General features: G+C 68.6%; 11 protein-coding genes. 8 read left to right on the top strand and 3 right to left on the bottom strand.

The window, feature by feature from the left end:
- Nucleotides 1-96: 96 nt before the first annotated feature.
- Complete coding sequence (locus tag AB0J95_RS45700) at nucleotides 97-1,698, bottom strand: FAD-binding protein (RefSeq protein ID WP_364772307.1); 1,602 nt, start codon at nucleotides 1,696-1,698, stop codon at nucleotides 97-99.
- A 181-nt stretch (nucleotides 1,699-1,879) separates the two neighbouring features.
- Between AB0J95_RS45700 and AB0J95_RS45695 the strand changes: the two genes are divergently transcribed.
- The 6 genes from AB0J95_RS45695 to AB0J95_RS45670 all read left to right on the top strand — a co-directional run bounded on the left by AB0J95_RS45695 (nucleotide 1,880) and on the right by AB0J95_RS45670 (nucleotide 11,393).
- On the top strand, nucleotides 1,880-5,536 hold the full coding sequence (locus AB0J95_RS45695; protein ID WP_364772305.1) for a hypothetical protein: 3,657 nt from the start codon (nucleotides 1,880-1,882) through the stop codon (nucleotides 5,534-5,536).
- Between the two features lie 128 nt (nucleotides 5,537-5,664).
- Nucleotides 5,665-6,867 (top strand): cytochrome P450, encoded by a 1,203-nt coding sequence (locus tag AB0J95_RS45690; RefSeq protein ID WP_364772302.1) that lies wholly within the window; start codon nucleotides 5,665-5,667, stop codon nucleotides 6,865-6,867.
- A complete protein-coding gene (locus AB0J95_RS45685; protein ID WP_364772300.1) occupies nucleotides 6,864-8,078 on the top strand; it encodes a DegT/DnrJ/EryC1/StrS family aminotransferase in 1,215 nt (404 codons plus the stop codon). The genes AB0J95_RS45690 and AB0J95_RS45685 overlap by 4 nt, the downstream gene beginning before the upstream one ends.
- A gap of 9 nt (nucleotides 8,079-8,087) precedes the next feature.
- Nucleotides 8,088-9,272, top strand: coding sequence for a macrolide family glycosyltransferase (locus AB0J95_RS45680; RefSeq protein ID WP_364772298.1), 1,185 nt, complete (start codon nucleotides 8,088-8,090; stop codon nucleotides 9,270-9,272).
- An 87-nt stretch (nucleotides 9,273-9,359) separates the two neighbouring features.
- Nucleotides 9,360-9,761 carry a hypothetical protein gene (locus AB0J95_RS45675; RefSeq protein ID WP_364772295.1) on the top strand — a complete coding sequence of 134 codons (402 nt, stop codon included), beginning with the start codon at nucleotides 9,360-9,362 and terminating at the stop codon, nucleotides 9,759-9,761.
- Between the two features lie 492 nt (nucleotides 9,762-10,253).
- Nucleotides 10,254-11,393, top strand: a complete 1,140-nt coding sequence (locus tag AB0J95_RS45670) for an endo-1,4-beta-xylanase (protein WP_364772292.1) — start codon at nucleotides 10,254-10,256, stop codon at nucleotides 11,391-11,393.
- Nucleotides 11,394-11,524: 131 nt separating this feature from the next.
- Here the strand turns inward: AB0J95_RS45670 and AB0J95_RS45665 are convergent, their stop codons facing one another.
- Nucleotides 11,525-12,031: a TRIC cation channel family protein gene (locus AB0J95_RS45665; protein ID WP_364772415.1), complete on the bottom strand. Its 507-nt coding sequence runs from the start codon at nucleotides 12,029-12,031 to the stop codon at nucleotides 11,525-11,527.
- Here AB0J95_RS45665 and AB0J95_RS45660 point away from each other — a divergent pair.
- Both AB0J95_RS45660 and AB0J95_RS45655 read left to right on the top strand, forming a co-directional pair.
- The gene (locus AB0J95_RS45660; protein ID WP_364772416.1) at nucleotides 11,933-12,616 is read left to right on the top strand and encodes a hypothetical protein; all 684 of its coding nucleotides are present in this window, start codon (nucleotides 11,933-11,935) and stop codon (nucleotides 12,614-12,616) included. The two genes, AB0J95_RS45665 and AB0J95_RS45660, sit on opposite strands and share 99 nt — an antisense overlap.
- A gap of 195 nt (nucleotides 12,617-12,811) precedes the next feature.
- Nucleotides 12,812-13,276 carry a hypothetical protein gene (locus tag AB0J95_RS45655; protein ID WP_364772290.1) on the top strand — a complete coding sequence of 155 codons (465 nt, stop codon included), beginning with the start codon at nucleotides 12,812-12,814 and terminating at the stop codon, nucleotides 13,274-13,276.
- Nucleotides 13,277-13,407: 131 nt separating this feature from the next.
- Here AB0J95_RS45655 and AB0J95_RS45650 read toward each other — a convergent pair whose 3' ends face one another.
- A complete protein-coding gene (locus AB0J95_RS45650) occupies nucleotides 13,408-14,160 on the bottom strand; it encodes a GNAT family N-acetyltransferase (protein ID WP_364772288.1) in 753 nt (250 codons plus the stop codon).
- Nucleotides 14,161-14,191: the final 31 nt, after the last annotated feature.

The raw sequence follows: 14,191 nt of genomic DNA, 5'->3' as shown, positions 1-14,191 counted from the left end.
GACATCGATGTGTAGTGCCGTTCGGTTGTTCGGTGTCGTCCTGCCGACGCCGAACGACAATGGGGAACAACTGCCCAGTGCGGTCATGGTCGCTGATCACCTCGCCGCACGGATGGAAAGGGCGTGGTGGAAGACGTCGCGGGGATCCCAGCGGGCCTTGATCCGCTGCAGCCGGCGGTAGTTGTCCTTGTAGTACAACGTCTGCCATGGCACACCTGAGGTGTTCAGCTGAGTGGCGAGGTCGGTGTCCGGGAAGTTGATCCCGGCGCCGTCGTACTTGGCGTTCGGCGCGGGCACGCCGCCCGCGTCGGCGTACAGATCACGGTAGAAATCGCGGGTCCAGGCGGAAAGCTTCTCGTCCTCCTCGGGACTCGCCCAGAAGGCGGTGAGCCACGCCTTCAGGATCGAGTCGCGGTGGGGCATCGCGGTCTGCGCGGGCGGCACCGTGTTGATCCGGCCACCGTATGAGTAGACGAAGACCCCGCCGAGTCCGGTCATCCGAGGGTCGCCCAGATACTGGTACACGGTCGCGATCTGCGCGTCCGACCAGGCCGCGCGCAGGAACGCGTCCTTCGATTTGGTCCGGTCCAGCCCCTGGGTGTCGAATCCGTTGCCCAGGGTGGCCTTCATCCACGGCTGGGTGAACTGCTGTATCTGGGGTGTCACCCCGACGCCGTCGGTCAGCGCTGCGATGTACCGGGTCATCATCTGGCCGGCGTCCGGCAACGCGCCGTCCAGTTGGGCGATCAGGGCGACTGCCCCGAGCGAGCGGTGGGACAGGGTCAGCTGGCTCCACAGGCTCGCGTAGGGCGAACCGTCGGCGCTGTTGCGTGCGTGCCACGTGCCGTGGTTGCGCACGAGCCTCGTGAACGCCTGCTCGGTCAGCTCCTGCCACGGCCAGGCGACATTGGCCCTCAGCAGCGTTCCCGGCGCCTTGGGCAGCAGCGCTGACGGGTCGCCGACGGCATTGGGGGAGCGCAGCCAGTAGCGGGTGACGATTCCGAAATTGCCGCCGCCGCCACCGGTGTGCGCCCACCACAGGTCGTGGTTCGGGTCCGCTGGATTGCGGGTGGCCACCACGGCTTTGGCTCGGCCGGACTGGTCCACCACGACGACCTCGACCGCGTAGAGGTGATCGGAGATCAGTCCGTCCCGGCGCGACATCGGCCCGAACCCGCCGCCGGCGATATGCCCGCCGACACCGATTTTGGGGCATTCGCCACCGGGAACGGTTACGCCCCAGCCCAAGTACAACGTCCGATACATCGAGGCGAGGGTGGCACCGGCTTCCACGGCGAACGCCTGATGCCGGGGGTCGAAACAGATCTCGTTCATTTCGGAGATGTCGATCAGAATCTGCGCCGAGGGGTCGTCGACGAAGTTCTCGAAGCAGTGGCCACCGCTGCGCACGACGACTCGTTTGCCGGACCGCACCGCTTCGGTCACGGCACTGACGACCTGGCCGGTGGTGTGCACCAGGTGGACGGACTCCGGTTTGGCCGTGAACCTGGCGTTGTAACCCCTGCTGATCAGGTCCTGATACCGCGTATCGCCTGGTCCCACGGAGATCATGCCGAGTGCCTCGGTGGCGTCCTCGGCGCTCGCCGGTCCGGCCATCGGTCCGACGGCTAATCCCGCCACGGCACCGCCCAGAGTGGCGGCGGTCCCCAGAAATCCACGACGTGTTGATTTGTCCACAGTAGACACCTGACTTTCAGTGCTGGGTGATTGGCGCAAACCGCGATTCCGGCCGGCCGAAGCCCTCACATTCGGGGCTGTGAGACCGATGTATAGTGCGGTTCGGTTGTTCGGTGTCGCCGTTTCGATGCCGAACGACAATGGGGAACAAGCGACGTGGGCCCTCTTCGGGGAGGTGGGTGTGCCTCGTCCTGAACGGCGGCTGGATGACGGGGATGACGAGCTGCTGCGGTTCGCGGCGGATCTCCGCGCGCTGCGGGAGGAAGCCGGCTCACCGCCCTACCGGGAGCTGGCCCGCCGCGCCTTCTACTCGCCCGGAACGCTGTCCGACGCGGCTGGCGGGCGCAAACTGCCGAGCCTTTCGGTGACCCTGGGCTATGTCCGCGCCTGTGGTGGCGACACGACCGACTGGGAGACGCGCTGGCGCGAGCTCGCCGCCGCGATCACACCGCGGACCGACGACACCGAGACGCCGTACGTCGGGCTGGCGGCGTTCCAGGCGGAGGACAGCGAGCGGTTCTTCGGCCGCGAGCGGCTTGTGCTCGACGTGCTTGACCGGCTGGGCAAGCACCGGTTGTTGGTGGTGTTCGGCGTGTCCGGGGCTGGCAAGTCGTCGTTGCTGCGTGCCGGGGTGCTGCCGAGGGCGCAGGCCGCCGGAACCCCGGCCGTGGTGCTCAGCCCGGGGTCGAACCCGTTGCGGGAGTGCGCTTCCCAGTTCGCCGCGCTGACCGGGCGCGACCAGGGCAAACTGGCACGTCAGATCGCCGGTGACCCGGCGGCGATCCACGAGGTGGTCGCCGAGGTGATGGCCGGCCACTCGCCCGAGGTCGATCTGCTGTTCGTGGTGGACCAGTTCGAGGAGATCTTCACGCTCTGCTCGGACGCCGGGCAGCGTGAGGCGTTCATCGAGGCGCTGTTGTCGGCCGCCGAGTCCACCGGCAGCCGCTGCCGGATCGTGCTCAGCGTGCGCGCCGACTTCTATCATCGCTGTGCGGCCAACGCGCGGCTGGCCAAGGCGCTGACGGACGCCCATGTGGTCGTCGGTCCGATGACCGCCGACGAGTTGTCGCAGGCGATCACCAAGCCGGCGGTCAGGGTCGGCGGCATGGTCGAGGGCGCGCTGCTGGCGAAGATCATCGCCGACGCCAACGGCCAGCCTGGCATGCTGCCGCTGGTGTCACACGCGCTGCTCGAAGCGTGGAAGCGGCGCAGGGGCAACGCGCTCACCGTCGCGGGTTACGAGTCGGCGGGTGGCATCCACGGCGCCGTTGCGCAGACGGCCGAGCGTGCGTACACCGAGCTGACGCCGCACCAACGCCGGCAGGCCAGGCGGCTGCTGCTGCGGCTGATCACGATCGGCGAGGGCGCCGAGGACACCAAACGCCGGGTGGACCGCGACGAGCTCACCGACGACGACGTCGTGCGGGACACCCTGGCCCGCGCGCGGCTGGTGACGCTGGACCGCGACACCGTGGAGATCGCCCACGAGGCGCTGATCCGCTGCTGGCCGCGTCTGCGGGACTGGCTGGAGGAGGACCGCGACAGCATCCGCGTGCACAGGCAGATCGCCGAGGCCACCGCAGCGTGGGAGTCGGTGCAGCGAGACCCCGGCGCGCTGTACCGCGGCGTGCGCCTGGCCGTCGCGTCCGAGTGGGCCGAACGGCATCCCGACAACCTGACCAGCAAAGAACAATCTTTCCTGGACGCCAGCACGCACACCGAACAGAGGGAACAGGCGCTGCGCAACCGGCGCAGCCGGCAGCTGCGCGTGCTGACCGCGGCGCTGGCGATGCTGCTGGTAGCGGCCATCGTGGTCACCGTCGTCGCGGTGCGCCAAGGCCAGGACGCCGTGCGCAGCGGGGAGATCGCCACGTCCCGGCAACTGGCCGCCGAGGCGAGCACAGTGGCGAGTCGCGATGTCGCCGCCGCGATGCGGATGAGCCTGCAGGCGTACGACAGCTACCCGACCGCGGAGGCGCGCAGCGCGGTGCTCAGCCTGGCTTCGAGGCGCGACCACGACGCCATGCTGCCCGCCCCGTTCGACCTGGTGGCGGAACCGGCGTTCAGCCCGCACAGCAGCCGGCTCGCCACTCCCGGCCGGCCGGGGCACATCGACTTGTGGGACGTCGGGGAACGCGCCCGTGTGGGCGACTTCTCCGGGCAGTTCGGCCAGGTGCTCACCGTCGCGTTCAACCAGGACGGCACCCGCATGGCCGCGGGCGGTGCGGACGGCCAGGTCCTGATCTGGGACGTCGCCGGCCGCTCCGTCGTCGCGCGCGGCACGATGGCCGGACCTGTGGGGAAGGTCCGCTTCAGCCCCGACGGCACAGTGATCGCCGCCGACGGCGACACGGGAACCCAGCTGTGGTCCGCGCTCGCCATGCAGCCGCTGACCACGCTCACCCACCGGTCCGAGCGCGGCGACATCGCGTTCACCGCGTCCGGGCTGCTCGCCTACATCGACGACGCGAACCGGCTGGCGTTGTGGGACCCGCGAACCTCGGCGGTGGTGGGCTCGATCGACACCCCGCTGCGGTCGCTCGCGGTCAGCCCGGACGGTCGCACGATCGCGACCGCCGGGGCCGGGAAGGCCGTGCGTCTGTGGGACGCCACGACCGGTGCGCATCTCGCCGACCTCGACCACACGGATGGCGTGCTGCGGGTCGTCTTCGACCCGACCGGCGACCGGCTCGTGTCGGTGGACGTCGGCGGATACCTGTTCATGTGGGACGTCCGCAACCGCGCTCGGCTCCCGCAACTCAACCGCAACAAGAACAACAAGGTCGTCGACGTGGCGTTCAGCTCGGACGGCCGGTACCTCGTCGGCACCAGCGCGAGCGGCAGCACTTTGTTGTGGGACCGCACCAGGTTGCCGTTCCTGGGACACGTCGACACGGTGAGCGTCGTCGCGTTCAACCCGCACGGCGGGACGATGGCCAGCAGCAGCCCAGACGGCGCGCTGATCCTGTGGGATCGCGACACCCGGACCCCGCTCGCCACCGCACCGGGTGCGGGCACGTCGCCGATCGACACCAGGGGCCCGGTGTTCAGCCCCGACGGCCGGTCGATCGTCACCAGTTACCTGCAGGAGGTGGTGGTCCGCGACCCGGCGACGCTCGCCGTCACGGCGACGATCATCCCGCGCACCGAGGGCCACACCGTCCAGCGGGAGGTGTTCAGCCCGGACTCGCGCACCCTGGCGATGATCATCGACGGGCACACGATCCGGTTCGCCGACCTGGCGACCCACCAGCAGCGCGACCGCGATCTGTCCGGCCAGACAGCGCTGGACATCAACTACAGCCCGGACGGCAAACTCCTCGCGATCGGCACCGCCAGCGGCAAGGTGCTGCTGTGGGACACCGCCGGCGAGGGCCACCGCGAGCTGTCGATCGACGACGGGCAGGCCGCCACGGTCGAGTTCAGCGCGGACGGCAAGCGGCTCGCCGCCGCGGCCTACCGGGAGGGCAGCGGCGAGGTGACGATCTGGGACCCCGCGACCGGCGAGCGGACGGGCCGGCTCACCGATCCGACCGCGCAGTTCGAGTTCCTGGCGTTCAGCCCGGATGGCCGGCTGGTCGCGACGTTGGGGGACAACGACACCGTGGCTTTGTGGGACACCGCCACGGGCACCAAGTGGGCGACGCTGTTCGGCCACACCGCGACCGTGACGGACGTGGTCTGGAGTCCCGACGGCCGGACGCTGGCCAGTGCGGCCCGCGACCAGACGATCACTTTGTGGACGATCGATACCGGTACCGCGATCCGCGAACTGTGCCGGTCGCTGGCGAAGGACTTTCCCAGCAGCGGCCCCCAGCCCGCTGCTTGCGGCTCCTGAACCGGAGTTGTTCGGGATCGGCCCGCACTGCCGAACGACAACCACCGAACGCCGGTCCCCGCCGGTGAATGTGCTTGCGTGCCAGGCTCCATCCCAGGTTTTCGCCACATCCCCGGGGAGCGACGAACATGCGAGCCGAGCACATCGAGGACGGTATGTCGGCCATTCCGACCGACCGGAAATGCCCTTTCAGCCCGCCCGAGGAACTGGGCCTGCTCCGCGACCGCAGCCCGATCGCCCCGTTCCTCTTTCCGGACGGGCACCGCGGCTGGATCGCCACCGGTCACGCGGCGGTCCGGACGGTGCTCACCGACAGCAGGTTCAGCCATCGCGCGGACCTGGTCCGCCCGACACTGGCGATGGACCGGGTGGAGATCCCCGAGGTGCTGCCGGGGATGTTCACCCGGCTGGACCCGCCGGAGCACAACAAGTACCGCAAACTGCTCAGCCCTGAGTTCACCCCGCGCCGCCTGTCGCCGATGGTGCCGAGGATCGAGCAGATCGCCGAGGAGCACCTGGACGCCATGGCGGAGCACGGATCGCCGGCCGACCTGGTGCGCGCCTTCGCCTTGCCGCTCCCGTCGCTGGTGATGTGCGAGATGCTCGGGCTGCCCTACACCGAGCACGAGCGGTTCCAGCACGACTCCGAGGTGCTGTTCGACCTGTCCGCCTCGGAAGAGGACACGATCGCCGCGTGGACGTCGATGCTGGCGTTCCTCAACGAGGCGATCGCCGAGAAACGCGCCCATCCGGCCGATGATCTGCTCGGCCGGCTCGTCAGCAGCGGCGAGCTCACCGACGGCGAGCTGGTGACCATGGCGATGATCCTGCTGATGGCCGGGCACGAGACAACCTCGAACACGTTGGCACTCGGCACGTTCGCCCTGTTGGAGCATCCCGGTCAGCTCGCCGCGCTGCAGGCCGACCCGACGCTCATCGACAGCGCTGTGGAGGAGTTGCTGCGCTACTTGACGGTCAGCCACATCGGCCCGGTGCGGACCGCACTCGAGGACATCGAGGTCGCCGGCCGGCTGGTCCGTGCGGGCGAGTCGGTCACGATGTCGTTGGGGGCAGCCAATCGCGACCCGGTCCGCTACGACCGTCCCGACGAGCTCGACTTCACCAGGCAGGCGAGCGGGCACCTGGCGTTCGGCGGCGGTGTCCACCTGTGCACCGGTCTGCAGCTCGCCCGGATCGAGCTGCGCGTCGCGTTCACGGCCCTGTTCCGCCGGTTCCCGTCCCTGCGCCTGGCCGTCCCGGCCGCCGAGGTGCCGCTGCGCACCAAGATGGTCGTCTACGGCGTGCACGAACTACCGGTGGCCTGGGCGTGACGGCGACGTTCCGCCCCCCGGTCCGTACCCGGCCGTTCCCAGTCGCCACCAGTGCGGCGGGCCGGACGTTCGGCGCCGAGGAACTTGCTGCCGTACAAGCCGTGCTGACCGACGGTCGGCTCAACGCGGTGGGCGGCGCACAGGTCGCCGGCCTGGAGTCAGCAATGGCGCGGCTCTACGACATCCCGCACGTGGTCGCGTGCAGCTCCGGGACGGCCGCGCTGCACATGGCGATCGGCGCGCTCAACCCCGATCCCGGCGACGAGATCATCACCACCCCGGTGACCGACTTCGGCACGGTGATCGCCATCCTGGCGCAGAACGCGGTGCCGGTGTTCGCCGACGTGGATCCGGTCACTGGCAACCTCGCGCCGCAAGCCGTGCGACGGTGCATCTCCGAACGGACCCGCGCGATCGTGGCGGTGCACCTGCTCGGCGCACCGGCACCGGTGCGTGAACTGAGCGAGATCGCCCGGGAGCACGGGATCCTGCTGATCGAGGACTGCGCGCAGGCGTTGCTCACCGCACCCGCGGGCGGCCTGGCCGGGACGCACGGCGACATCGGGTGCTTCAGCCTCCAGCAGTACAAGCACATCACCTGCGGGGACGGCGGCCTGGCGATCACCGCCGATCCGGAGCTGGCGCGACGGCTCAGGTTGTTCGGGGACAAGGGCCGGCCCCGTGACACGTCGTCCCGCGTGCACGTGACGTTCGGGATGAACTACCGGATGACCGAGCTGCAGGGCGCGGTCGCGCGGGTGCAGCTCGACCGGCTGCCCGATGTGGTCGGCCGGCGCCGGGCCAGTGCGCGCCGGCTGACCTCGGCATTGCGTCACCTGCCGGGGATCGTACTGCCCGACGAACGCGGGCACAGCTTCTGGTCGTTCCCGCTGGTGCTGCCTGGCGGCGGCAACCTGCGATGGGCGCAAGCCCTTCGGGCGGAAGGGATCCCGGCTGAGGGCAGGCTGTTCGAGCAACCGGCCTACCGCACCCCGGTGCTCGCGTCCGGCCGGATCTACGGCAACTCCCGGTTCCCGCTGTCCAGCCCGCCCGCACGCCGCGACTGGACCTACCCGCCCGGCCTGTGCCCGGTGGCCGAACGGCTGTTGGAGGACACCCTGCTCATCCTGTTCTGGAACGAGAACTACACGGACGCGGATGTCGACGACATCGCCGCGGCTGTGCGAAAGGTGCACGCCGCCCTTTCCTGAAAGGACCCCATGAGTTCCCACATCCTGTTTCTCAGCGCGCCCGCGTACGGGCATGTGTATCCCACCCTGACGATCGCGGAGGAGTTGGCGCGCCGAGGTCATCGGGTCAGCTACGCGGTGACCGAGCAGTTCGCCGGTGACGTCAAGCGGTCCGGGATCGAGCTGCTGCTCTACGGGCCGGAGCTGGCAGCGATCCCGGCCGCGGTGAGCCCCAAGGCGGACACGGCCGAGATCGTGCTGGCCTGTATGCGGTTCTACGAGGAAGGCCTCCGCCGGGTGTCCGATGTGGAGCGGTTGCCGGACACGCCGCCGGACCTGATCGTGTTCGACCCGATGATGTACGGCGCCGCCGCGGTCCTCGGTCGCAAGTGGACTGTCCCGATCGTGCTCACCCATCCGAACCTCGCGTTCAACGACACGTTCGACTGGCCCGCGCTGCGCAGGCGGGAACTGCTGGTCGGGTCGCGCGCGGAAGAGGCCGAGGTGATCGAGTCGGGGCTGGTGGAGCTGTTCACCCGGCACGGGATCGACGAGGGCGGGCTGAACCGGGCGGAGGATCTGGCGCTGGTGTTCGTGCCGCGTGAGTTTCAGCCGGAAGCCGGGTCCTTCGCCGAGAACTACGTGTTCGTCGGTCCCTGTGTGGACGGTGAGGTGTTCAGCGGTTCGTGGCGACCGCCGGTCGGCGACCGGCCGGTGCTGTTCATCTCGCTGGGCACCGTGCACAACCAGCGCGTGGATTTCCTCCGGTTGTTCAGCGAGGCGTTCGCGGGGCTGGACTGGCATGTGGTGGTCACCCTCGGCGACCCGGCGCACAACGGTGACATCGGTGAGTTGCCGCCGAACTTCGAGGTGCACCCCTGGGTGCCGCAGCTCGCGGTCCTGGAGCACGCCAAGGTGTTCCTGTCCAACGGCGGTCTCGGCGGCGTGATGTCCGCACTTCGGCAGGGCACCCCGATGCTGCTCGCACCCGAGGTCGCCGAGCAGGACATGGACGCGCGACGAGTCGTCGAGCTCGGCCTCGGGCAGATCGTGCAGCTCGATCAGATCACCGCGGACGGACTGCGGCAGGCCGTTGTGGACCTCGCGGCCGACGACGCCGCGACCGCCCGCGTGCAGCGGTTCCGCGAGTACATCCAGGCCGCGGGCGGCACCCGCCGCGCAGCCGACGAGATCGAGGCCCGCCTCGGTCACTGATAGTCCGCTGGTCAGCGACCCTTTCCCGGCACGTCCGGGAGAGGGTCTCGCCCCGGCAAACTCCACATCGGCGGGCCAGGCGCAGCCATGGGCTACTGGCGCGACGAAGACAAGACCAACGCCTCGTTCATCCGCCATCCCCGCACGGGCGAACGCCTCTACCGCACTGGAGACCTGGGCCGCTACATCCCCGACAGCAACCTCGAATTCCTGGGCCGGGAAGACTTCCAAGTCACAATCCACGGATTCCGGTTCGAACTCGGCGAGATCGAAGCTGCACTACTGGACCACGACACGGTCACCGGCACCGCCGTCACTGGCGTTGGCGAACGACACGACGGCCGTCGGCTCGTCGCCTTCGTCACCCCAGCGCAAGCTGTTCCCGAGCAGCTCCGGGAACATCTCGCCAGGAAACTCTCCGGCTACCTGGTGCCGGACCACATCATCGCTATGGCGGTATTTTTCCCTGACCGCCAACGGAAAGGTTAACCGGACGGCACTGCTCGCGCCTTGTGTCATCGCTGGTCGTACAGCTTGCGCTAGATGGTCGTGAGGTGTGGTGGCGTTGCGGTGCGCTGGGGGAGTGCGCCTTCGACGGCCAGGCATTGATAGCGGTGTCGGTGTCGGTTGAGGTCTTCGACGGTTCGCCACGAAGTTGATGCATGCCGGAGAGCTGGGCTTTGAGCGCCGGGTCGAGCACGGTGACCTGTCCGAGTTCGCGAACGACTCGCAACCCCAGCCGATGGTGGAGGGGATGTTCGATAACGTTATCGATAACGATTGACATCGGCTCACGCTTGGGGCAGCCTGGTGGGCGCTTGGCTAGCGGTGTGCTTCACGTCACCACGACCGCTGCAAGGACGGTGCCCCGTGTTGAGCGAACGCCGCCTCTCCCTCCTGCCGGCTGGAGGCCGCCGGGGATGGCGATTCCTTGTGTAGAGCGAAAGTTTCGAATTCCTCCCCTGCGAAGGAGTCAGTCGTATGAGACCGCGCTTGGTTGCAGTGGTCACTGTGGGCGTGGCCATGCTCGCCGCCGTTTCCACCGCGTCCGCGACGGTGGGTGGTGGTGGCTCCGTGCCCGCCGACTCGCTGCGGGCGCTGGGCGCGCAGGTGGGTCTGCGGGTGGGCTCGGCGATCATCCCGTTCGACCTGGACAACGCGCCGTACCGGCAGATCGCGGGCGACCAGTTCTCCACTGTCACACCCGGCAACGAGATGAAGTGGCAGCTGGTCGAGCCGACGCGGGGGTCCTACGACTGGTCGGGCGGTGACCGGCTGGTCCAGTTCGCGCGGCAGCACCGGCAGCTCGTTCGCGGTCACACGTTGATGTGGCACAACCAGCTCCCGACGTGGCTGACCCAGGGCGTGGCCGACGGCAGTATCAGCAACGAGCAGCTCCGCGCCTTGCTGCGCAAGCACATCACCGACGAGGTCACGCACTTCCGGGGCCAGATCTGGCAATGGGACGTCGCCAACGAGTTCTTCACCGACAGCAACCCCTCGACGATCAACCCGAACAACTTCTGGGTCTCGCACCTGGGCACCGGCGTCCTCGCCGACGCCTTCCGGTGGGCACGCGCGGCCGACCCGCAAGCACTGCTGTTCTACAACGACTACAACATCGCCGGTGAGGACGGCTCGAACGCCGAGAGCGACGGCGTCTACGCCTGGGTGAAGCAGATGCGCGCGCAGGGCGTCCCGGTCGACGGCATCGGCGACCAGGGCCACCTCGACCTGCAGTACGGATTCCCCGTCAAGATGCGCCAGGACCTGCAGCGGTACGCCAACCTGGGGCTGAAGGTGGCCATCACCGAGGCCGACGTACGGACGTTCGTGGACGACCCGGTCAGCCAGGTGCCGACGAACTCGCTGGCGCCGTCCGCGCACGCGTTCTACTACGACCAGATGCTCAAGGCGTGCCTGGCGGTGCGCAGCTGTCTGTCGTTCACGGTTTGGGGGTTCGGCGATGCCGACTCGTGGGTCCCCGGCTTCTTCACCGGCGAGGGCTACGCGGGAACCTATGACGTCAACCTGCAGCCGAAGCCGGCCTTCTTCACGATGCAGCAGGACCTTGTGCTGGCCGGTCGCGGGGCGCCGCACCGCCAAGACGACAGTAGGTAGGTCGTTACGAGTCGAGGGCCAACCGGACCCCGCTGCGGGTCGTGGTTTCCTATCGACCCGATTCGGACGCACGGCGCCGGTGGAACGACAGCCTCGCTCCGCCGGAGTGGCGAGTGGGTTAAGCCAGTAGTTCAGCGGGTCAAGACCGCGATCGGTGGCTGGATCAATAGCCTTCGGTCCACCAGGCTTGGTCGGGGTGCGCCTCCCATGGCCACTGCAGGACAGCGGCTGAGGAATGGTGCTCGCGAACCCGGAGACGAGGCGCACACGCGCGAGGTACAGGACGCCGATGCGACGTTGGCTGCGTGACGTGGGCCGTCACTGTACGTCGGTCTAAGGAGCCGGCCATCATCTCTGGGAGAACCAGCGCTTGAAGCCGGGCCGGAAAGGTCCAGCCGAAGCGGACTGCGGCCAGACGCACGACGGCGGTCACTGACGGCGCAGACGAGACCCGCCGTCAGTGTCGACGTACCGAATGCGACGAGCACGATGAGTACTCCGGCCCCTGCTCCGGCGGCGACGGCGTAGAGCGTGCCGACGTGAAGGAGGGAGAGCGGCAGGTTCAGGATGACGTCACGCAGCATGCCGCCGCCCACGGCTCCGATGACGCCCACGACCAGCGCCCCGGCTGCGCCCACGCCGAGAGACAGCGCCTTGGAGGTGGCGATCGCGCCGAACCCGTCATGGCCGTCACCGTGATCAGACACGGCGGTGACGGGCTGAGCGCCCAAGAGCTCGGCGACATCGCCCGTGCCCAGGTGCCCGAAGGCGCGGCGAGTCCTCTGGCCTTGATGATCGAGCACTCAGCCGGTGAGCCGGGTGGATCGGTGTTGGACATCGATGGCGTCGTTCCTCGCGGAGACCTGCGCGATCATGCGCGCGAAATCGTGAGGATTACCCCGCTGGAGATCCTGTATGCCGCTTGGTGTGCGACGACGGAGATGCGCAGGTGGGCCGAAGACCTGTGTGGCGCGGTGGAAGCAGAGCTGGATACGGGGCGTCCAGCTGTTGGAAAACCCCGCCGTCCTGCCGGAGTTCATCCGGCCGGTGGTCGGCTTCTGACCACTCGGACAAAGCAAGGACGTGACGGCTGGCTTCGCCGATTTGTTGATCTCTCCGGGGTGAGCGGCCCGGTGGTGCATGCTTTGCCAGGCTCGGGACCGGCTGGTGTCCACGCGGTGTGCCATTGTGGACATAGAGGCGCTGCTGCTCTTCTCGAGTGAATACGCCTGATGTCGTGTCATAGGCCGGAGTTCTCCGCGTCGCGCAACCACCTGCGTGGAGGAGGTCGACCGGCGATGGCGAGTGACGATCTTGTTGCCGGGTGGGTACGGAAAGTCCGTCCGTGGGCCGCGCACCGGTCGCGGCCAAGTGTTGGTGGGAGTCTGCGGTCCGCGTTCTACGGTCGGCTGTCTACTGTGGAGCATCAGGATGCGGCGAGTTCCATCGCGTGGCAGCGGGAGGCGGCCGAGTCGGTGATCGCTGGGCGTGGTGTGATTGTGGCGGAGTATTTCGAGGAGACCTTCGGCAAGCGTGGGAAGACCGACATCTACCTGCCCTGGGATGGTGGACCGGTGTTCCTCGCAGAGTGCAAGTGGTGGACTGGGCCGAAGATGTTCACTGAGCATGATCTGCCGCAGTTGCTGGATCGCTGCGTCGTCTGGCGGGACACGAATGCGGCGATGGTGCTGTTCAACCGCAACAAGGACGTGACTGCGATGATCCCCTCGGCCGGGGAGAACCTCGGGCGCACCCGCGTTCCGTCCGGGACGGAGGCGTGGTCCACGGCGCGGCCTTTTCGTGCTGCACAAGGACGGCGATCACGAACCGGGCGATGTTCACAGCGGTCCTGGCGGCGGGACGGTCGGTGTACTGCTTGGTGACCTTCTGCCAGCCGGTGACCTGTTCACGGGTCGATGAGCCGACGGGGATGCCTGGGAACTCGCATGTGAGCGGACGCGGAGGCCTTCGTATTCGCAGCCGCGGTTCATGATGATCGGCGGACTGTGCGCCATCACGGGATGAACAAGGTCACGATCTTCTCGATCAGCCGGAAACCGTGTCCGGCGTAGAGGTGTTGTGCGGGGTTGCCTTCGGTCACCGCGAGGCTTATGGCTGTGTGGCCGGCGTGTGCGGCGTCCGCCAGGATTCTGCGGAGCAGCAGGGTGCCCAGGCCGGCGTGGAGGGGGGCGGGTTGCCGGAACAGTTCGGTGATCCACGGGCCGGGCCGCGGGGCCTCGCCGGCGAAGTCGTTGACCAGTGCGGCGGCGACGATCCGGTTGCGGGGATTGGCGACCAAAGCGCTGAAGGGCAGCAGCGGTCCGTACAGCCGCCCGGCGATCAATGGGCCGAGGCGTTCACGTACGGCTGTCTGGTCGTCGGCGGGGAAGTGGTCGGGGTGATCCGCCGGGTATGCCGCCCGCCACGCTTCGAGCAGATCCCGGGCCGGCCGGTCGCACGGAACGATCCGGAACGCCGCGGGCGGCCGCTGCCCGCGCCAGTGGGGTGGCGGGGGGACCTCTCGCAGATCACACGCCATCCGGTTGCCGCGCCGGGCGACCACGGCACCGTGGGCGATCAGCGGTCCGGCCAGGTCCTCCTGACAGGACACCGCCCAGCCGGCCAGCCGGTCGAACACGATCCTCGCCGGGCCCGGTCCGGTGGCCCGCGCACGGTCGGCCCACGGCCGTCCGTCCCGTGTCCTGGGCACGTAGCTCAGGACCGTGCCGTCCGGATCCGTGATCACTCGGCGGCTCGCTGCGGTCACCGCACCCTCCTCGACGCGTCCATGGCGGCGG

This window comes from Actinocrispum sp. NPDC049592, from assembly GCF_040675465.1.
Classification (GTDB): domain Bacteria; phylum Actinomycetota; class Actinomycetes; order Mycobacteriales; family Pseudonocardiaceae; genus Kibdelosporangium.
Note: the sequence above shows the minus strand (reverse complement) of the source record. Positions and strands in the feature narration are given on the sequence as shown.